At 63.8% G+C, this 18,569-nt stretch carries 20 protein-coding genes; 9 read left to right on the top strand and 11 right to left on the bottom strand.

Going from position 1 to position 18,569, the window contains the following annotated elements; all coding sequences use genetic code 11:
• The 3 genes from APH44_RS23925 to APH44_RS23915 form a co-directional block, all read left to right on the top strand.
• On the top strand, positions 1-428 hold a 428-nt coding region (locus APH44_RS23925; RefSeq protein WP_305728910.1), incomplete at its 5' end, for a PhoU domain-containing protein.
• Between the two features lie 162 nt (positions 429-590).
• Positions 591-1,496, top strand: coding sequence for a response regulator (locus APH44_RS23920; RefSeq protein ID WP_054894890.1), 906 nt, complete (start codon positions 591-593; stop codon positions 1,494-1,496).
• 143 nt (positions 1,497-1,639) lie between these two features.
• Entirely contained in the window at positions 1,640-2,530 is an 891-nt protein-coding gene (locus tag APH44_RS23915) for a M23 family metallopeptidase (RefSeq protein ID WP_054894889.1), read from the top strand.
• A 9-nt stretch (positions 2,531-2,539) separates the two neighbouring features.
• Here the strand turns inward: APH44_RS23915 and APH44_RS23910 are convergent, their stop codons facing one another.
• From APH44_RS23910 to phoB, 3 genes are all read right to left on the bottom strand, one after another.
• Entirely contained in the window at positions 2,540-3,880 is a 1,341-nt protein-coding gene (locus APH44_RS23910) for a hemolysin family protein (RefSeq protein WP_054894888.1), read from the bottom strand.
• Between the two features lie 128 nt (positions 3,881-4,008).
• A complete protein-coding gene (gene phoR / locus APH44_RS23905) occupies positions 4,009-5,316 on the bottom strand; it encodes a phosphate regulon sensor histidine kinase PhoR (RefSeq protein ID WP_054894887.1) in 1,308 nt (435 codons plus the stop codon).
• A gap of 45 nt (positions 5,317-5,361) precedes the next feature.
• Entirely contained in the window at positions 5,362-6,051 is a 690-nt protein-coding gene (phoB, locus tag APH44_RS23900) for a phosphate regulon transcriptional regulator PhoB (RefSeq protein ID WP_003253341.1), read from the bottom strand.
• 170 nt (positions 6,052-6,221) lie between these two features.
• Here phoB and APH44_RS23895 point away from each other — a divergent pair, with 170 nt between their 5' ends.
• Positions 6,222-6,593 carry a hypothetical protein gene (locus APH44_RS23895; RefSeq protein WP_054894886.1) on the top strand — a complete coding sequence of 124 codons (372 nt, stop codon included), beginning with the start codon at positions 6,222-6,224 and terminating at the stop codon, positions 6,591-6,593.
• 104 nt (positions 6,594-6,697) lie between these two features.
• On the opposite strand, the gene ubiA is transcribed toward APH44_RS23895, so the two are convergent.
• Both ubiA and APH44_RS23885 read right to left on the bottom strand, forming a co-directional pair.
• A complete protein-coding gene (ubiA, locus tag APH44_RS23890) occupies positions 6,698-7,588 on the bottom strand; it encodes a 4-hydroxybenzoate octaprenyltransferase (protein WP_054894885.1) in 891 nt (296 codons plus the stop codon).
• Entirely contained in the window at positions 7,588-8,145 is a 558-nt protein-coding gene (locus APH44_RS23885) for a chorismate lyase (protein WP_054894884.1), read from the bottom strand. The genes ubiA and APH44_RS23885 overlap by 1 nt, the downstream gene beginning before the upstream one ends.
• A 196-nt stretch (positions 8,146-8,341) precedes the next feature.
• Here APH44_RS23885 and APH44_RS23880 point away from each other — a divergent pair, with 196 nt between their 5' ends.
• The 4 genes from APH44_RS23880 to APH44_RS23865 all read left to right on the top strand — a co-directional run bounded on the left by APH44_RS23880 (position 8,342) and on the right by APH44_RS23865 (position 10,704).
• Positions 8,342-8,509 carry a rubredoxin gene (locus APH44_RS23880; protein WP_011536423.1) on the top strand — a complete coding sequence of 56 codons (168 nt, stop codon included), beginning with the start codon at positions 8,342-8,344 and terminating at the stop codon, positions 8,507-8,509.
• A gap of 30 nt (positions 8,510-8,539) precedes the next feature.
• Positions 8,540-9,688 (top strand): NAD(P)/FAD-dependent oxidoreductase, encoded by a 1,149-nt coding sequence (locus APH44_RS23875; RefSeq protein WP_054894883.1) that lies wholly within the window; start codon positions 8,540-8,542, stop codon positions 9,686-9,688.
• A gap of 187 nt (positions 9,689-9,875) precedes the next feature.
• Positions 9,876-10,175 carry an HU family DNA-binding protein gene (locus APH44_RS23870; RefSeq protein ID WP_054894882.1) on the top strand — a complete coding sequence of 100 codons (300 nt, stop codon included), beginning with the start codon at positions 9,876-9,878 and terminating at the stop codon, positions 10,173-10,175.
• Positions 10,176-10,326: 151 nt separating this feature from the next.
• Positions 10,327-10,704, top strand: coding sequence for a hypothetical protein (locus APH44_RS23865; protein WP_054894881.1), 378 nt, complete (start codon positions 10,327-10,329; stop codon positions 10,702-10,704).
• 39 nt (positions 10,705-10,743) lie between these two features.
• Here APH44_RS23865 and APH44_RS23860 read toward each other — a convergent pair whose 3' ends face one another.
• The 6 genes from APH44_RS23860 to exbB form a co-directional block, all read right to left on the bottom strand.
• The gene (locus APH44_RS23860; RefSeq protein WP_054894880.1) at positions 10,744-12,147 is read right to left on the bottom strand and encodes an aminoacyl-tRNA deacylase and HDOD domain-containing protein; all 1,404 of its coding nucleotides are present in this window, start codon (positions 12,145-12,147) and stop codon (positions 10,744-10,746) included.
• 80 nt (positions 12,148-12,227) lie between these two features.
• Positions 12,228-14,306 (bottom strand): ATP-dependent DNA helicase RecG, encoded by a 2,079-nt coding sequence (recG, locus tag APH44_RS23855; RefSeq protein WP_054894879.1) that lies wholly within the window; start codon positions 14,304-14,306, stop codon positions 12,228-12,230.
• Between the two features lie 4 nt (positions 14,307-14,310).
• Entirely contained in the window at positions 14,311-15,237 is a 927-nt protein-coding gene (locus tag APH44_RS23850) for a hydrogen peroxide-inducible genes activator (protein WP_054894878.1), read from the bottom strand.
• Positions 15,238-15,330: 93 nt separating this feature from the next.
• Complete coding sequence (locus tag APH44_RS23845; protein ID WP_054894877.1) at positions 15,331-16,065, bottom strand: energy transducer TonB; 735 nt, start codon at positions 16,063-16,065, stop codon at positions 15,331-15,333.
• Complete coding sequence (gene exbD / locus APH44_RS23840) at positions 16,062-16,490, bottom strand: TonB system transport protein ExbD (protein WP_054894876.1); 429 nt, start codon at positions 16,488-16,490, stop codon at positions 16,062-16,064. Before exbD ends, APH44_RS23845 begins: the two co-directional genes overlap by 4 nt.
• 3 nt (positions 16,491-16,493) lie before the next feature.
• A complete protein-coding gene (gene exbB / locus APH44_RS23835; RefSeq protein WP_054894875.1) occupies positions 16,494-17,456 on the bottom strand; it encodes a tonB-system energizer ExbB in 963 nt (320 codons plus the stop codon).
• 192 nt (positions 17,457-17,648) lie between these two features.
• Between exbB and APH44_RS23830 the strand changes: the two genes are divergently transcribed.
• Entirely contained in the window at positions 17,649-18,500 is an 852-nt protein-coding gene (locus APH44_RS23830) for an SDR family oxidoreductase (protein WP_054894874.1), read from the top strand.
• Positions 18,501-18,569: the final 69 nt, after the last annotated feature.

Here is an 18,569-nt window from a genome sequence, read left to right as displayed (position 1 = left end):
TTCAGCTGTGCGAGGAAGGCGAGTCGCCCCGTGGCTACGTCGAAGTGCGTCACATCGGCGACCAGGTGCGCAACATGGTCCGCGATGCACTGGACGCCTTCGCCCGTTTCGACGCCGAGCTGGCACTGTCGGTGGCCCAGTACGACAAGACCATCGACCGCGAATACAAGACCGCGCTGCGCGAGCTGGTCACCTACATGATGGAAGACCCCCGATCGATCTCGCGGGTATTGAGCGTCATCTGGGCCCTGCGCTCGCTGGAGCGTATCGGCGACCACGCCCGCAATATCTCGGAGCTGGTGATCTACCTGGTGCGTGGCACCGATGTACGCCACATGGGCCTCAAGCGCATGAAGGCCGAGGTCGAGGGCGACACTTCCGGCGCTGCCGAAAAGGCTAATGTTCCGGGCGAATCGGACGATAAGTAATATTGCTCCCGAGCATCAACGCCCGGCCTCGTCCGGGCGTTTTCGTTTGTGGCAGATACAGCAGGCACCCGCGAACAGTCTTGAAACGTCCCGGCGTGACCAGTGGTTTGGCAAATTGCCATCAGTCGGCGGTATGCTAGTCGGGATTCAAGAGGAGTATCGATGAGTAAAGTCAATGTGCTGGTCGTGGACGATGCGCCGTTCATCCGCGACCTGGTGAGGAAGTGCCTGCGCAATGCCTTCCCGGGCATGGTCATCGAAGACGCGGTCAATGGCCGCAAGGCCATGGCCATGCTGAGCAAGGAACGTTTCGACCTGGTCCTGTGCGACTGGGAGATGCCGGAGATGTCCGGCCTTGAACTGCTGACCTGGTGTCGCCAGCAGGAAGAAATGAAAGCCCTGCAGTTCATCATGGTGACCAGCCGTGGTGACAAGGAAAACGTGATTCAGGCCATTCAGGCTGGCGTCTCCGACTTCGTTGGCAAGCCGTTCACCAACGAACAGTTGCTGACCAAGGTGAAGAAGTCCCTGGCCAAGATCGGCAAGCTCGAGGCCCTGATGGCGGGAGCGCCGGCGCGAGTCAATTCGGCCTTTGCCAACGATTCGCTGAGTGCCCTGACCGGCGGCAAGCCCGAAGCCGTGAAGGTCGCGCCAACGCCTGCGGCGGCTGCCGCTAGCAAACCGCTGATCAGCGCACCGCCACCGCAGAGCGCTGCCGCTGCTGCCCAGTCCGGGCGAGGTCAGGGGCAGCTGCGCCTTTCCAGCGGTACTCAGCCCTGCGTGATCAAGGCCCTCAGCCTCAAGGAAGCGTTGTTGGTGGTGCGCCGCAGTGCTGCCCTGCCGCAGGTGCTCGAAGGTGCGGTGCTCGATCTGGAGCAGGGTGAGAACGCCGAGGTCGCACGGTTGAACGGTTACCTGCATGCCATCGCCGCGCTCGAGCCCAAGCCTGAGAGCGACTGGCTGCAACTGACGTTCAAGTTCGTCGATCAGGATGCACAGAAGCTCGATTACCTGTCGCGATTGATCGCCCGCGGTACTGCGCAGAAGCACTTCACGCCGGGCGGTTGATCCGCTGTTCCACCCTCTGGTGAGAGCGGCACAAGGCCGCTCTTGCCGCGTCAGATTCGAAGCGGCCACCCGACCAACTGTCATTCCCCCGGGATAACTCGCTGCTAGGCTCAAGACATAACAACTGTCAAAAAGCCACCATCATGCGCGCCTGCCTGTTGCTGTCCCTGCTCTTGGCTTCGGCACCGGGCATGGCCATGACCCTCTACAGCACCACCGACACCTTCGGCGTGGCGTCCTATTCCTACCAGCCTAGCCCCGGTGCGCGGGCAATGGCCCTGCGCGAGCCGATGGTCGAGCGTCTCGACGATCAGGTCCGCCTGCAGCCCGAAACCTTTGCCGGGGGCGTGCGTTTCCTGGCGCGCAATGATCTGTTCGCCCCGGTGGAGGTTGAACTGCGTCTGGAAGGCCTGGGCAACGCCCGCGACGGTAACGCGCCGCGTATCGTGCGACGGGTGCTGGCGCCGCGCTCCACACAGGTGCTGAGCGTGTTGCTGGCGCGTTCCGGCGGCCAACTGAAATACCGCGCCAAGCTGCGTCACGCCCTCGGCGACCCCGCGCAGCGCCCGCAAGCCTACCGCTATCCCTTTCCGTGGCGCGGCGGTCCGTTCCGGCTGAGCCAAGGGCCCAACGGCCGCTTCAGCCATTTTGGCGCGAAGGGCCGCTATGCCATGGACATCGCCATGCCAGAGGGCACGCCGATCATTGCCGCTCGGGGCGGCGTGGTGGTCAAGGTGGAGAACCGCCAGAGCGGTCGTGGCAACAACCCTTCGGGCAACTTCGTGCGGATCCTGCACGCAGACGGCACCATGGGGGTGTACCTGCACTTGATGCGGGGTTCCGTGGTGGTGAGCGAGGGTCAGCGGGTGGGGCAGGGTGAGATGCTGGGCAAGTCTGGCAACACCGGCAACAGCAGCGGGCCACACCTGCATTTCGTGGTGCAGCGCAACGTGGGGCTGGCGCTGGAGTCGATTCCCTACCGTTTCGACCGTCCGATTGGCGGACTACCGGACTTCACGGCAGGGAATCCATGAACAGCGTCGTCAGTCGAGCTTCAGCACCTTGGCCAGGACGATCTTTGGCCCTTTCATCTTCTTGATGATGATGCGCAGGCCTTCGACTTCCAGCACTTCCTCTTCCTCGGGCACGCGCTTGAGCGACTCGTAGACCAGGCCTGCGAGGGTCTCGGCCTCGATGTGGTCAAGGTCGACGCCCAGCAGGCGTTCGACCTTGAACAGCGGCGTGTCGCCCCGCACCAGCAGCTTGCCCGGCTGGTAGGCAAGGATGCCGCGTTCGGCTTTGCGGTGTTCGTCCTGGATATCGCCGACCAGCACTTCCAGCACGTCTTCCATGGTCAGGTAGCCGATCACCTTGCCATCGGCTTCCTCGACCAGCACGAAATGCGCACCGCCCTTGCGGAACTGCTCTAGCAGCTGCGACAGCGGCATGTGTCGCGATACGCGCTCCAACGGCCGCGCTAGGTCTTCCAGGTCGATGCTTTCAGGAAGGTGGTCCAGCTCGGCCAGCTCCAGCAGCAGGTCCTTGATGTGCAGCAGGCCGGTGAACTCTTCGCGCTCGGCGTCATACACCGGGTAACGGCTGAACTTGTGGCGGCGGAACATCGCCAAGATGTTCTTCAGCGGCGCCTTGGCATCGAGCACCACCATGTCTTCACGGGAGTTGGCCCAGTCGACCACCTCCAGCTCACCCATTTCCACCGCCGAGGCCAGCACGCGCATGCCCTGGTCGCTCGGGTCCTGGCCGCGGCTGGAGTGCAGGATCAGCTTGAGCTCTTCACGGCTGTAGTGGTGCTCATGGTGCGGCCCGGGCTCGCCCTGCCCGGCGATGCGCAGGATGGTGTTGGCGCTGGCGTTGAGCAGGTAGATCGCCGGGTACATCAGCCAGTAGAAGAGGTACAGCGGTACTGCCGTCCACAGCGACAGCAGCTCGGGCTTGCGGATCGCCCAGGATTTGGGCGCCAGTTCGCCAACCACGATGTGCAGGTACGAGATCACGAAGAAGGCGACGAAGAACGACACGGCCTTGATCAGTTCCGGGCTGTCGACGCCCAGATAGGCCAGCAGCGGTTCGAGCAGGTGGGCGAAGGCCGGCTCTCCGACCCAGCCCAGGCCCAGCGAGGCCAGGGTGATGCCCAATTGGCAGGCCGACAGGTAGGCGTCGAGCTGGTTGTGTACCTTGCGCAGGATGCTGCCGCGCCAGCCGTGCAGCTCGGCGATGGATTCGACGCGGGTTGAGCGCAGCTTGACCATGGCGAACTCGGCGGCAACGAAGAAGCCATTGAGCACTACCAGGAACAGGGCAAAGAGAATCATGCCGAAATCGGCGAATAGAGAAGCGAGGCTGATACCAGGGGAAGGGTCCATGATGGAGTTTTTACGGGGTCCGTCTTTGAAAGAGAGAGAAAAAAAGTGCCAGCTCTCGCTGGCACAGGGGATCCAATGTAGCGGCTGAAGCTGCAAAAGCAAAGGGGATGGTTTTTGCTCGCCGATTCTCAGCTGCGATTTGCCGCCAATTGTGCCGGCGCAAAATGACAGGTGAACGTGCTGCCATGACCCGGCACGCTACTGATTTCCAGCTTGCCGCGATGGCGCATCAGCACATGCTTGACGATCGCCAGGCCCAGCCCGGTGCCGCCTGTGTTGGAGGCACGGCTGGAGTCGACGCGGTAGAAGCGTTCGGTCAGGCGCGGCAGGTGCTTGGCGTCGATGCCCACCCCCGAGTCCTGCACGCTCAGGTGGGCCCCCTGCTCGTCGGCCCACCAGCGGATGCGAATGGTGCCTTCCTCCTGGGTGTACTTCACTGCGTTGAACACCAGGTTGGAGAAGGCACTGCGCAGTTCCGATTCGCTGCCTTTCAGGCGCAGGCCCGGCGCGGCCTCCAGGGAGATGTTCTGGCGCTTGGGCCCGGACAGCGCCTGGGCGTCACCCTTGATCGACTGCAGCAAAGTATCCACCGCCACCGGCTGGTTGTCCGAGGGATAGTCGGTCGCTTCCAACTTGGCCAGCAACAACAGGTCGTTGAGCAGGGTCTGCATGCGCGAGCCTTGCTGGCTCATCTGCTGCAGCGCGCGAGCCCAGCGCGGGTTCACGTCCTCGACGTTATCCAGCAGCGTCTCGAGGTAGCCCGCGATCACTGTCAGCGGCGTGCGCAGTTCGTGGGAGACGTTGGCGACGAAGTCCTTGCGCATCTGTTCGAGCTGGTGGATGCGGGTTACATCGCGCACCAGCATCAGGTGCTCGTTGTTGCCGTAGCGGGTGATGTGCAGTTGCACGCGCAGGCGGTCGTTGATCGGTGAGGGGATTTCCAGCGGTTCGACGTAGTTTTCCGCTTCGAAGTATTCCTTGAAGCGCGGATGACGGACCAGGTTGGTGACCGGTTGTCCGCCATCCTGGGGCGTCTTGAAGCCCAGCAGGGTCTCGGCGGCGCGGTTCCACCACTCCAGGTTGCCATCGCTGTCGAGCATGATCACCGCATCGCGCAGGGCCGCGGTGGACTCCTGGACTCGGTCGATCACCGCTTGCAGGCGCCCGCGGACACGCTGGTCGCGGCGCTGCAGGTGGTAGATGCTGTCGAACACTTCGCCCCACAGCCCGTAGCCGTCCGGCGGCGCCTCGTCGGGCTGGTGGTTGCGCAGCCATTCGTGCAGGCGCAGCAACTGCTTCAGGGTCCAGCCCAGGTAGAGCGCCAGGCCAACCGCCAGGCTCCAGCCGTATTGCCCGCTGATCAGCCCGCCGAGCAGGCAGACGCTGATCAGCAGGAGCAGGTGGCGAATCAGGGTCGCGTGCCAGTTCGGGTTCAATTCACAGTCCTTGTACAGCGGCTTGCAGTGAAGCGTGCGGGCGCGTCAGCTCTTGGTCGAGAAACGGTAGCCGGTGCCGCGGACGGTTTGTACCAGATTTTCGTAGGCTTCACCCAGTGCCTTGCGCAGGCGACGGATGTGCACGTCGACGGTGCGCTCCTCGACATAGACATTGCCGCCCCAGACCTGGTCGAGCAGCTGGCCACGGGTGTAGGCGCGCTCCTGGTGGGTCATGAAGAACTGCAGCAGGCGGTATTCGGTCGGGCCCATCTCGGCGGGTTTGCCGTCGATGGTGACGCGGTGGCTGATCGGGTCGAGCAGCAGGCCGCCGACTTCGATCGGTGCCTCGCTGTCGCTCGGGCCGGTGCGGCGCAGCACGGCCTTGAGGCGTGCCACCAGCTCGCGGGGCGAGAACGGCTTGGTGATGTAGTCGTCGGCACCGACTTCCAGGCCCTGGATCTTGTTATCTTCTTCGCCCTTGGCGGTGAGCATGATGATCGGGATGTCCCCGGTCAGCTCGTCGCGCTTGAGACGGCGTGCCAGTTCGATGCCGGAGGTGCCGGGCAGCATCCAGTCCAGCAGGATCAGGTCCGGCTTGCGGTCGACGATGATGGCGTGGGCCTGCTGGGAGTTCTCTGCCTCGAGGCAGTCGTAGCCGGCCATTTCCAATGCAACGGCGATCATCTCGCGAATAGGCGCTTCGTCGTCGACGATCAGAATGTTCCTGCCAACCATGCTCAAAACTCTCCCATCTATGATGTCTTGGCCCGCATTAGATAACGGAATTATTGCAGCTGTGTGACAGGGCGTTGGCCGTTCTGGCGACATTGCATGACTGCGCTAGGCTTCACAGGGCCGCTGCGGCGGTGTTTCTCCTTCTTCCCCCCGACACGATGGTGATTCCAATGACACGACATACGCTGAGCTGGATGGCCCTTTTCGCTGCGCTGGCATTGCCGGGGGTGGCGTCGGCGCACCACGCGATGGAGAAGGACGGCATGTGGGTCGACCATGCTGGCATGACCCTGTACACCTTCGACAAGGATGCCGCAGGCAAGTCGATGTGCAACGGTGATTGCGCAACCAACTGGCCGCCGCTGCTGGTCAAGGCCGAGGATGAAGCGGCCAAGGACAAGTGGACGGTGATCGAGCGCGATGATGGCAAGAAGCAGTGGGCCTATGATGGCAAGCCGCTGTACACCTTCATCAAGGACAAGAAAGCCGGGGACAAGACCGGTGATGGTGTGAAGGACGTCTGGCATATCGCCAAACCCTGACGCGTGTTCGGTCTTTGTGGGAGCGGGCTTGCCCCGCGATTGCGTCAGTGAATTCACCAGTGCGATCGCGCGGCAAGTCGCAGCGGCGAACCGCTGCTCTCCCTTCAGCGCAGCGCGTAGTCCAGCACCACGCCGATGAAGATCAGCAGGCCCGCCCAGTGGTTGTGCAGGAACGCCTTGAAGCAGGCATCGCGATCCAGCGTGCGGGTCGACCAGAACTCCCAGGCGAAGCATGCCAGGGCGCCCAACAGGCCCAGGTGGAACCAGCCACCCAGTTCGAAGTGGTTGCCGGCCAGCAACAGGCAGCCGAGCGACAGCACCTGCAAGGTCAGGATGATCACCCGATCGGCCTCGCCGAAGAGGATCGCCGTGGATTTCACGCCGATCTTCAGGTCGTCGTCGCGATCGACCATCGCATAGTAGGTATCGAAGGCTACCGTCCACAGCAGGTTGGCGATGTACAGCAGCCAGGCCGCCGCTGGCAACTCACCCCCGGCAGCGGTGAAGGCCATGGGGATGCCCCACGAATAAGCGGCACCCAGCACCACCTGCGGGTAGTAGGTGTAGCGCTTCATGAACGGGTAGCAGAACGCCAGGGCAACGCCGCCAAACGACAGCCACACGGTGCTGGCGTTGGTGCACAGCACCAGCAGGAAACTGATCCCTGTCAGCACCACGAACAGCATCACCGCTTCGCGCGGCTTTATCCGGCCGCTGGCCAGGGGGCGATCGGCGGTGCGCTTGACGTGGCCGTCGACCTTGCGGTCGGCGAAGTCATTGATCGCGCAGCCCGCCGCGCGCATCAGCGCAACTCCGAGGCCGAAGATCAGCACGTTGGCCAGGGTTGGTGCACCCTTGGCGGCGATCCACACGGCCGCGAGCGTAGGCCACAGCAACAGGTAGATGCCGATGGGGCGGTCCAGGCGACTGAGCTGGACGAAGTCCCAGGCTCTGGGATGCAGGCGGTTGAGCGACTTGAGCAGTTGCAGGTACATCAGGGCGATACCTCCTTGTCCGCCTGCCACATCGCTGACAGGAATACCTCGGCGACCAGCAGGTCCAGGCCATCGCGTTCGAAGCGCGAACGGCGGCCCCAGAGGTTGGCGCTGGCAACCTCCGTCGGCATCCACGCCTGTGGGTACGTACACACCTCGATGGGGTGGCGAATGAACGCCTGGTCGCAGAACAGCAATTCGCCGAGCGAGCGGCTGCCCAGGGTCTCCAGATCAAGACCGCCGCGCTCCAAGGCTTCGCGGCTGGCGACGCTGCGGGCGAATACCCAAGGCTGGTCATGGCCGCGCAGATAGACTTCACGCACCCAGCCCTGCGCGCCTGGCGCAAGATTCAGGGCGAGGCATTCGTCGTCACGCAGTGGTTGCCAGCCTTCGAACAGCGGCGTCACGCAGAAGTGGTCGTGGGAGAGGCGGGTCAGGCGACGGGTCAGGGAGCCTTCGTCGAACAGCCAGTCGAGGGTGCGCTGGTCGAGGTCGCTCGCCAGCTGTGAATACGCCAGCCACGCGACAGCGGCTGCTTGCGGGGATTCGTACGACACGTCGGTATGCTTGTTACATCCAGAGAGGCGGCGAGCTTAGCATGATTGCCGGGTTTGCTTGCATACTGCCGGCCGGGCCAGTACAAAGCCCGTCATGAATTGCGCGGTGAGTGCTTCGCGGGGGAGCCCGCTCCTAAGGGGGGGCAGCCGTGAGAGAACCATCAGCGGCAACACAACGCCTGACCGAGGAACCCTGATGAAGAAGTGGCAATGCATTGTCTGTGGCCTGATCTACGACGAGGCCGAGGGCTGGCCGGACGACGGGATCGCTCCGGGCACCCGCTGGGAGGACGTGCCGGAAGATTGGCTGTGCCCCGATTGTGGTGTAGGCAAGAGCGACTTCGAAATGATCGCCATCGGCTGATCGACGACCCCCTGCAAGAGGAAGCACGACATGACGTCCCCTGTGGTGATCATCGGCACTGGCCTTGCGGGCTATAACCTGGCCCGGGAATTTCGCAAGCTCGACGCTGACACGCCGCTGTTGCTGATCACCGCCGACGACGGTCGCTCCTATTCCAAGCCGATGCTCTCCACCGGCTTTGCCAAGCACAAGGACGCCGACGGCCTGTGCATGGCCGAGCCGGGCGCCATGGCCGAGCAGCTCAAGGCCGAGATTCGTACCCATACCCGTATCAGCGGCATCGACCCTGGTCACAAGCGCTTGTGGATCGGCGAGGAGGCGGTGCAATACCGCGACCTGGTGTTGGCCTTGGGTGCGCAGACGGTACAGGTGCCGATTGAGGGCGACGGCACCGAGCTGGTCTTTCCGATCAACGACCTGGAAGACTACGCGCGCTTTCGTGCCGCCGCCGCGGGCAAGCAGCGCGTGTTGCTGCTGGGTGCCGGGCTGATCGGCTGCGAGTTCGCCAACGATCTGACCCTCGGCGGCTACCAGTGCGACGTGGTGGCGCCCTGTGAGCAGGTGATGCCGACCTTGTTGCATCCTGCTGCCGCCAGTGCGGTGCAGGCTGGCCTGGAAGGGTTGGGCGTACGCTTCCATCTGGGCCCAGTGCTGACCCGCCTGCGGCGCACCGGCGGCGGTCTCGAGGCTCACTTGTCCGACGGCAGCGTGATTGCCTGTGATCTGGTGGTTTCGGCCATCGGCCTGCGACCGCGTACAGACCTTGCCGCCGCTGCCGGGCTGCAGGTGAACCGGGGGGTGGTGGTGGATCGCCAACTGCGGACCTCCCACTCAAACATCTTCGCCCTGGGCGATTGCGCCGAAGTGGATGGCATCAGCCTGCTCTACGTCATGCCGCTGATGGCTTGCGCCCGCGCGCTGGCGCAGACGCTCGCCGGCAACCCCACGGGTGTGAACTATGGCCCGATGCCTGTCACGGTAAAGACGCCCGCCTGCCCGCTGGTTGTTTCGCCAGCACCGATGGGCCGAGAAGGAACCTGGCAGGTCGAAGGGCAGGGCAGCGACCTGAAAGCGCTGTGCTACAGCGCCGATGGGCAATTGCTGGGTTATGCCCTCACGGGGTCGGCGGTGTTGGAAAAGCTGGCGCTGAATCGGCAGCTTCCGCCTCTAATGGCCTGAATGCCATTCGAACTGTCGTGTTTGGCCTGTTCTTGGCGCGACAATGGCCGCTCAGACACTGGCGCGGCCACGGTGAGCGTGCCATTCTCACTTCCGTCTGCCGCAGATTAGAGCCTGCGGCGCCTTGGGCGCTGCTTTCGCAGGTAGCACGGCATAACAACAAAAATCCCGTCAAAGAGGCTTCACTATGCGTAAACCAGAACTCGCCGCCGTCATCGCCGAAAAGGCCGATCTGACCAAGGAAAAGGCCAATCAGGTGCTGAACGCGATTCTCGACAGCATCACTGGCGCGCTCGACAAGGATACCGTCACCCTGGTCGGTTTCGGCACCTTCGAGAAGCGTCACCGCGGCGCGCGCACCGGCAAGAACCCACAGACTGGTCAACCGGTGAAGATCAAGGCCAGCAACACTGTTGCCTTCAAACCTGGCAAGAACCTGCGTGACAGCGTCAACGTTCCCGCCAAGCCAGCCAAGAAAGGCAAGTGATCGATTCCTGACACTCCAGTGTCATCCGAACGGGCGCCCCAGGGCGCCCGTTGTGCTTCTGGCGTGCAGAAACAATGCGGCGAGCTGGCGTAAAAAGTTTAAGAAAGGGATAAACTGCGCGCTTCAGTCATATTTCAATCGAGGCGCGTTGATGAAGTTTCGCTTTCTTCTCTGGGCCATGGGGCTGTTGATGGCCAGGGCCAGCCGTAACAACCCGGCGTTCCAGCAGCAACTGCGCGACAAGGACCTGGTGTTCCAGATGCAGACCTTGGATGGCAAAGTGGCCCGGCATTTCACGGTGAGTGGGGAGCGCATCAGCAGCAAGGGTGGCCTGCACCCTCAACCGGCCTTTGCCATCGCCTTCAAGGATGCCGCGTTCGGCTTTGCCACCTTGCAGGCTGGCAACAAGCAGTTGGCGTTCATGCAGGGGATTCAGGACAAGAACATCCAGATCAAGGGCAACCCGGCACTGGTGATCTGGTTTCAGGGGCTGATGAAATACCTCAAGCCCCGCAAGAAAAAGGCCTGAATCCGCCTGTGTAGGAGCGGGCAAACCCGCTCTTGCCAGTCAGTGTGGGGCCTGGAACTGCGAGGCCAGCTCGCGCAGCAGCGCTTCGGCTTCCAGCACCTTGCTCACTACGTCCTCCGCCTTGTCGCGGGTCAGTCCAAGGCGTTCGAGCAGCGCCTCCGGAATTTCTTCCTGCGGCCCTGAGCCAATGCCCCGGGAACGCAACAGCGACGTGGCCAGGCACACGAGGTTCGGGTAGGCCGAATACTCACCTTCATAGCTCGGATCGTGCTGGAAGCGCAGCGCCGCGGACAGCTCATCCGGCATGTCCCACAGCTTCATCAGCCAGGCGCCGATCTGCTCGCGGCTGATGCCCAGCAGGTGCTGCTCGACATAGCTGTGGTACAGGTGCGGGTTGACCTCAAGATGACGACAGATCAACGAGAAATGCGGCGGGAACACGTGGGCCAGCAGCAGATAGCCGAAGTTGTGCAGCAGCCCCGCCAGGTAGGTGAGGCCGGCTTCGGGGCGTTCGGCGCGCGGCATGGCGCGGGTCAGGCCTTCGATCACTGCGGCTGTGTAGATCGACTGCTGCCAGTAAGGCGTGGCCTGCTGCGGATGGTCTTTCGGCAGGCTCAGGGTCTTGCCCAGGGCCAGGCCCAGCGCAAGATTGATCACCAGGTCGAAGCCCAGCACGCGAACGATGGCATCTTCCACCGAGCGGATCTTGCCGGGTGACGCGTAGTAGGGCGATGCGGCCCAGCTCACCACCTGTGCGGCCAGTGCCGGGTCGGTTTCGACCACGCCGGTGATGTCGTCAACGCTGGCGTTGGGGTCGACGCGCAGCTTGATGATCTTCTGCGCGGTGTCGGCCAGTGGCGGGATCTCGATGGTCTGCTCCAGGCGCTGCTGGATGCGGCGGGCAGTGAAGGCCTGGACCGCGTTGGAGATTTCCTTGGTGTCGTCGTGAGGGCGGTCGAGGTTGCGCTGGATGCTTTCGACTTCAAGACCAAAGCTTCCGGCGCTGGCCTTGCTCAGCATGCGCTTGAAGTTGTCGCGGGCCACTTCCAATAGCAGCCCAGCCTCACCGGACTGGATCAACAGGCTATCGGCGTTGAGCAGCCGCTCGTCGTACAGGCACGGTGAGCTGGTCAGGGCCGGGATTGCCGGCAAGGCCTTGAGCTGATGCTTGTCGAGCATCTTCTTCAGACGCTCCAGCGGCACGGCCTTGAGTTTGCGACCGGTCAGCTCTTCCAGGCGCTGCAGGTCCAGCAGATGGCTTTGTGGGAACAGCACCATGAGCGCGCCGACTTCATCGTCCAGCAGAACGGCCTGGACGCGCGATTTCGCGGGCAGCCGCGGGTGTTCGGACACCTCGCGATAGGCTACGCCGAGCTTTTCCAGCAGCAGTCGGATGACCGACGGAGCGTGCGGGGTTGCGGTGTCCAAGGCCACTTCAGTCATGGGCTGTTTCCAAAGGTGTCTTTTTAAACGCGAAGTATAACCATCCTGAGCCCCGAGCTGGGGCACGAATGGGATCGGTGTCACACTTGGCCGTATTGTTGGCCGTGACGCAGCCACCGATCCAGTAGCGGGCTGACATGATCGGGCCAGCGTGCCAGCAATGCCTGTGCGGCGTCGCGTACTGCGGGCAGCAGGTCGGCGTCACGCATCAGGTCGGCGACCTTGAATTGCAGCAGGCCGGTCTGGCGGGTGCCGAGCATTTCGCCGGGGCCGCGCAGCTCGAGATCCTTCTCGGCGATGACGAAGCCATCGTTGGTTTCGCGCATGATCCCTAAGCGTTCGCGGCCGATCTGTGACAGTGGCGGGTGATAGAGCAGCACGCAATGGCTGACGGCGCTACCTCGACCGACCCGGCCACGCAACTGGTGAAGCTGGGCCAGGCCCAGGCGTTCAGGGTTTTCGATGATCATCAGGCTGGCGTTGGGCACGTCCACCCCCACCTCGATCACCGTGGTGGCCACCAGCAATTGCAGATGGCCGGCCTTGAACTCGGCCATCACCGCGGCTTTTTCCGCAGGCTTCATGCGCCCGTGGATCAGGCCCACACGCAGCTCGCCGAGCGCGCTGCCCAGCTCTTCGAACGTACTTTCGGCGGCCTGGCAGGTCAGCTCCTCGGATTCCTCGATCAGGGTGCACACCCAGTAGGCCTGGCGCCCTTCGGCGCAGGCAGCGCGGACCCGCTCTACCACCTCGAAGCGGCGACTGTCAGCCACCAGCACGGTATTGACTGGCGTTCGGCCGGGCGGCAGCTCATCAAGAATGGAGGTGTCAAGGTCGGCGTAGGCGCTCATGGCGAGCGTACGCGGGATGGGGGTGGCGGTCATGATCAACTGGTGCGGACACAGCGTGCCGTTCACGCCCTTCTTGCGCAGGGCCAGCCGTTGCTGCACGCCGAAACGGTGCTGCTCGTCGATGATCGCCAGGGCCAGGTGACGAAACTTCACTTCTTCCTGGAACAGCGCATGGGTGCCGACCACCATGGGGGCGCCGCCGGCGATTTGCTCCAGCGCACTGACGCGGGCCTTGCCTTTGAGCTTGCCAGCCAGCCAGGCGACTTCTATCCCCAAGGGTTCGAGCCAGCGCTTGAAGGTGATGTAGTGCTGTTCGGCGAGGATCTCGGTGGGCGCCATCAGCGCGACCTGGTAACCGGCCTCCAGCGCCTGCAGCGCTGCCAGCGCAGCAACCACGGTCTTGCCGGCACCCACGTCACCTTGTACCAGGCGCATCATCGGCTCTGGCTGGCTGAGGTCATAGGCGATCTCGTTGCCTACCCGCTGCTGGGCACCGGTGGGAGTGAATCCGAGGTTGGCCAGGTACTGCCCGGGCAGGCGGCTGGCCTTGGGCAGCACCGGGGCTCGCAGGGCCCGCAGGCTCTCACGCAGACGCTGCTGGGAGAGCTGGTGCGTGAGCAGTTCCTCGAATGCGAGGCGGTGCTGGGCCCAGTGCTGGCCTTCGGCAAGCTCGTCGAGGTCGGCGTCGGCGGGTGGGTTGTGCAGGTAGCGGATGGCGTCGTCCAGTGGCGCCAGGTGATAGTCGCGGGCCAGCTCATCCGGCAGCCAGTCGGGCAGGCTGCGCGGGCCGAGCTTGCTCAGGCTGAGCTGGCAGAGCAGGCGCAGACGCTGCTGGGTGAGGCCTTCGGTGGTCGGGTAGATCGGGGTCAGGGTCTGCTCGACGGGCGGTGGCGGTTCGTCGCCGTTGAGCGCGCGGTATTCCGGATGATAGATCTCAAGGCCAGAGGCTCCGGGGCGTGCTTCACCGTAGCAGCGCAGGTGGGTGCCACGCTTGAGGCCTTCTTTCTGTGCATTGCTGAAGTGATAGAAGCGCAGGCTTAGCACGCCCGTGCCGTCGCCCAGGCGTACCACCAGGCTGCGGCGTTTGCCCATGGTCACGTCGGCACCGCTGACCACGCCCTCGATCACGGCATCCTGACCCGGACGCAGGGCGCCGATCGGTACGACGCGGGTGCGGTCCTGATAACGCAGTGGCAGGTGGAACAGCAAGTCCTGCAGGCTTTCCAGGCCGACCTTGGCGAGTTTTTCCGCCATGGCCTCGCCGACGCCCTTGAGCTCGGTGACCGGGACCTTCGACAACTCCGTCATGGCATCAGGCCGGCTGTGGCGCAGGCGCCTTGGCGACCGAACAGAGGCGGATCGAATCGGCGAGGATCTCGATTGCCTTTGGCCGCGGGAAGCTGGCGCGCCAGGCGATGGCAACGGTTCGGAACGGCGCAGGCGCTGTCAGTGGACGCACTTCGATGACGCCAGGGGCGTAGTGATGACTGTGCACCGCCGACAACGGCAGGATCGAAACACCCAGGCCCGAGGCGACCATATGACGGATGGTCTCCAGCGAGCTGGATTCGACTGTGGTGTGCTTCGAGGCATCGTTACCCTTGTTCAGGGTCGGGCAGGCTTCGAGTACCTGGTCGCGGAAGCAGTGACCTTCGCCGAGCAGCAGCAGGCTCTTGTCGTTGAGCAGGGCGGTGTCGATGGTCTTCTTGGCGGTCCAGGGGTGGTCGGCCGGCATCAGCGCGCAGAATGGCTCATCGTACAGCGGTAGCGTCAGCACGTCGGCCTCGTTGAACGGCAGCGCGATGATGACCGCGTCCAGTTCGCCGTTGCGCAGTTTCTCGCGCAGCACGTGGGTGAAGTTCTCTTCGATGTACAGCGGCATCTGCGGGGCAACCCGGTGCAGCTGTGGAATCAGGTGCGGGAACAGGTAGGGACCGACGGTATAGATGGCGCCGACTTTCAGTGGAGCAGTGAGCTGGTTCTTGCCGGCCTGGGCCAGTTCGCGGATGCCTTGGGCCTGCTCGAGCACCTTCTGCGCCTGGGCGACGATGCTTTCGCCGACCGGTGTCAGGCGTACGGCGCTCTTGCTGCGTTCGAAGATCAGCACGCCCAGCTCGTCCTCAAGCTTCTTCACCCCGACCGACAGGGTCGGCTGGCTGACGTGGCAACGCTCGGCGGCATGGCCGAAGTGCTGCTCCTGAGCGAGTGTGACGATGTAGCGGAGTTCAGTGAGGGTCATAACGTGCGTCCATGAAGTTGCGGCCCCAGCATAGCGGGTGCAATCGATAGACGCACGTTATCAGACTTGCGGTTTTGTGACAGATGCAATGTATCAGCGCTTGTCCAACGAGTAGACGAAGGGCGCCACTACCTCGATCGTGCCATTGTTCAACAACTCCGCAGGCGGCTTGGGTACCGTGCCGGCGCGGCGGATCATGTCCATCGTCGCGCGGTCGAGTGCAGCACTGCCTGAGCCTCCGGCCAGCGAGTACGACAGCACCTTGCCCTCGGCATCGACCACGAAGCGCAACCGGTTGATCCCTTGCAGGCCACGGCGACGTGCGTCTTCCGGGTACTTCTTGTACTTCGCCAGGTGACGCAGCAGGTCGCTTTGCCATGTCGGCAGGGCGTTGCTGTTGGAGGCGATACTCGGCTGCGGCGCTGCCGACTTCTGCGGCGGAGCATTGCTTGGCGCGGTATCGGCCACTTGTTCCTTGGCCGGTGGTTCGTCCTTCGGCGGCTCAGGCTTTTTCTCGGGCTTGGGCGGCTGGGGCTTGGCCTTCGGCTTGGGCGGCTTCGGGATCGCGATCTTCGGTTTCGGAGCCTCCACCAGCTTGGGCAGCGGTGGCTCTTCGACCGGTGCAGGCGGCTGTGGAGCAGCTTTCGGTGGCGGCGGTGGCGCAGGCTCGGGGACCGGTGCCAGCTCGACCATCATCGCTGCCGGCGGCAGCTCGATGGCCTGGGGCACCGACCAGTTGAGCGTCAGCACTACGGCGATCACGTGCACACCGAGCACGGCTGCCAGGCTGCCACCGTAGCGCACCAGGTTGGAGCGCTTGTTCGTCATTTCTTGGCTGCCGTCTCGAGTCCGACCAGACCGACCTTGAGGTAGCCGGCCGCGCGCATGGTGTTCATCACTTCCATCAGGTCGCCGTAGTCAACACCCTTGTCGGCCTGGAAGAAGATGGTGGTTTCCTTGTCGCCCTTGGTCTTGGCGTCGAGCATCGCGCCAAGCTGTTCGGGCAGGGCCACCGCGTCATCGCCGACGTACAGCTTCTTGTCGGCCTTGACGCTGACGAACACCGGTTTCTCGGGCCTCGGTGCAGGTTTTGCGGTCGAGGCTGGCAGGTCGACCTTGATGTCGACCGTCGCCAGTGGTGCGGCAACCATGAAGATGATCAGCAGTACCAGCATCACGTCGATGAACGGCGTGACGTTGATTTCGTGGTTTTCGGCGAGGTCGTCGCCACCTTCGTTGAGATGCAGGCCCATGGCTTACCCCACTTTCACCATGTGCGGGGCGGCGCGCTCGCCAGCCTGATGGTCCAGGTCACGGCTGACCAGCAGCAGGACCTGCGCCGAGGCGTCGGAGACCTGCGCCTTGTAGCCGGCGATGGAACGGGCGAAGACGTTGTAGATGACCACGGCCGGAATCGCGGCGACCAGGCCCAGGGCGGTGGCCAGCAGGGCTTCGGCGATGCCTGGGGCAACGACGGCGAGGTTGGTGGTCTGGGTCTTGGCGATGCCGATGAAGCTGTTCATGATGCCCCACACGGTGCCGAACAGGCCGACGAATGGCGCGGTGGAGCCGATGGTGGCCAGCACGCCGGTGCCGCTGCTCATGTTGCGACCGCTGGCAGCGACCAGGCGCTCCAGGCGGAAACTGACGCGTTCCTTGATGCCTTCCTTCTCGCGGGTGTTGGCCGACAGGCGCATTTCCTCGAGGGCGTCGTGGATCAAGGTATGGGCCAGGGTGCCCTCCTTGTCGGCGACGCTGCTGGCTTCTTTCAGGCTGGCAGATTTCTTCAGCAGGGCGATTTCACCGCGCAGGCGGCGCTTGGCGCCCATCAGCTCGAAGCCCTTGGCGATCCAGATGGTCCAGGTGATGATGGAGGCGATGGCCAGGCCGATCATTACCGCCTTCACGACGATATCGGCGTTCTTGTACATGCCCCATGGGGACAGGTCGTGAGCCATGCCCAGCGAGGTGTCTTCGACCAGTGCTTCGACGTTCTCGTTTGCTGGTGCCTGGGCCTCGGCGGGCTCAGCGGCGTTCGCGGGGGCTTGGCCAGTGGCGGCCGGGTCAGCCGGAGCGACTGCAGCAGGAGGGGTGGCGCCGTTGGCGGCAGGCTCTTCAGCCATGGCGGCCGGGGCCAGCACCAGGCTGAACAGCAGCGCGGCGATGGCGCGCCAGGCGCGCGATGTGGTTGGCGAAGCGGAAGGTTGAGTACGAGTCATGCTGGCCGGACCTGATGAAGAAAAATAAGGTGGTGTTCTCCATGGCCTCGAGGCGGGCCGAGAACTGATCAGGGCGCCATTATTGCAAGTAATTCTTGTTAACAAAAGTAATAGAGTATCTTTTTTTACGCTTTGGATAGCCGCTGATCGTCTAATACGGCTAGCCTGGGCCTTTCGTTCTGGAGTGAAGTGATGTCGGATCTGTCCGCGATGATCGTAGGTTGTGGTGATGTAGGCAGCCGCCTGGCCCGGCAACTGCTCGCCCGCGGCTGGCAGGTACATGGGCTGCGTCGCACGGTGGGGCAACTGCCTGCAGGCGTTCTGCCGGTGGCGGCCGATCTGTCCGACCCCAGCATTCCTGCAGGTTGGCCCGAGCGTTCCCCGGATTATCTGGTGTATTGCGTGGCGGCCAGCCAGCACGATGAAGCCGGTTATCGAGCCGCCTACGTGGAGGGTTTGCGCCACGTGCTGACTTGGTTGGCGGACAAGGGGCAGCACCCGCGCCGCTTGCTGTTCGTGTCCAGCAGCAGCGTCTATGCGCAGCAGGGCGGCGAGTGGGTCGAGGAAGGTGCGGCCACCGAGCCCGAGGGATATTCGGGGCGGATCATGCTGGAGGCCGAGCGCTTGGCGCTCGAGAGCGGGATTCCCGCCAGCCTGGTGCGCCTGACGGGGATCTATGGCCCCGGCCGCGAGTGGCTGCTGAGCCAGGTGCGCCAGGGATATCGGGTGGCCGAGGACCCGCCGCTGTACGGCAATCGCATTCATGCCGAGGACGCGGCCGGTTTGCTGGCGTTCCTGCTGCAGGCAGACGCGGACGGGGTGGCGTTGCAGGACTGTTACATCGGTGTCGACGACGATCCGGCCCCGCTGGCCGAGGTGGTGGCCTGGCTGCGCCAGTACATGGGCGTTACCGAGTGGTCTGACGAGCAGCGCGTGCGCCGCACCGGCAGCAAGCGCTGCAGCAACGCGCGGGCACGGGCGCTGGGCTGGGTGCCGCAGTATGCGAGCTACAAGGAAGGGTACGCGGCGATCCTGAAAGGCTGAAGCCAAGCCTCGACTACCGGTGTCGAGGCTGGCCGGGTACCCGTAGGAGCGGCGAACCGCCGCTCCCAA

It is taken from the genome of Pseudomonas sp. NBRC 111143 (assembly GCF_001320965.1).
Lineage (GTDB): Bacteria > Pseudomonadota > Gammaproteobacteria > Pseudomonadales > Pseudomonadaceae > Aquipseudomonas > Aquipseudomonas machongensis.
The sequence above is the reverse complement of the archived record's forward strand: the minus strand, read 5'-3'. Positions and strand labels throughout refer to the sequence as shown.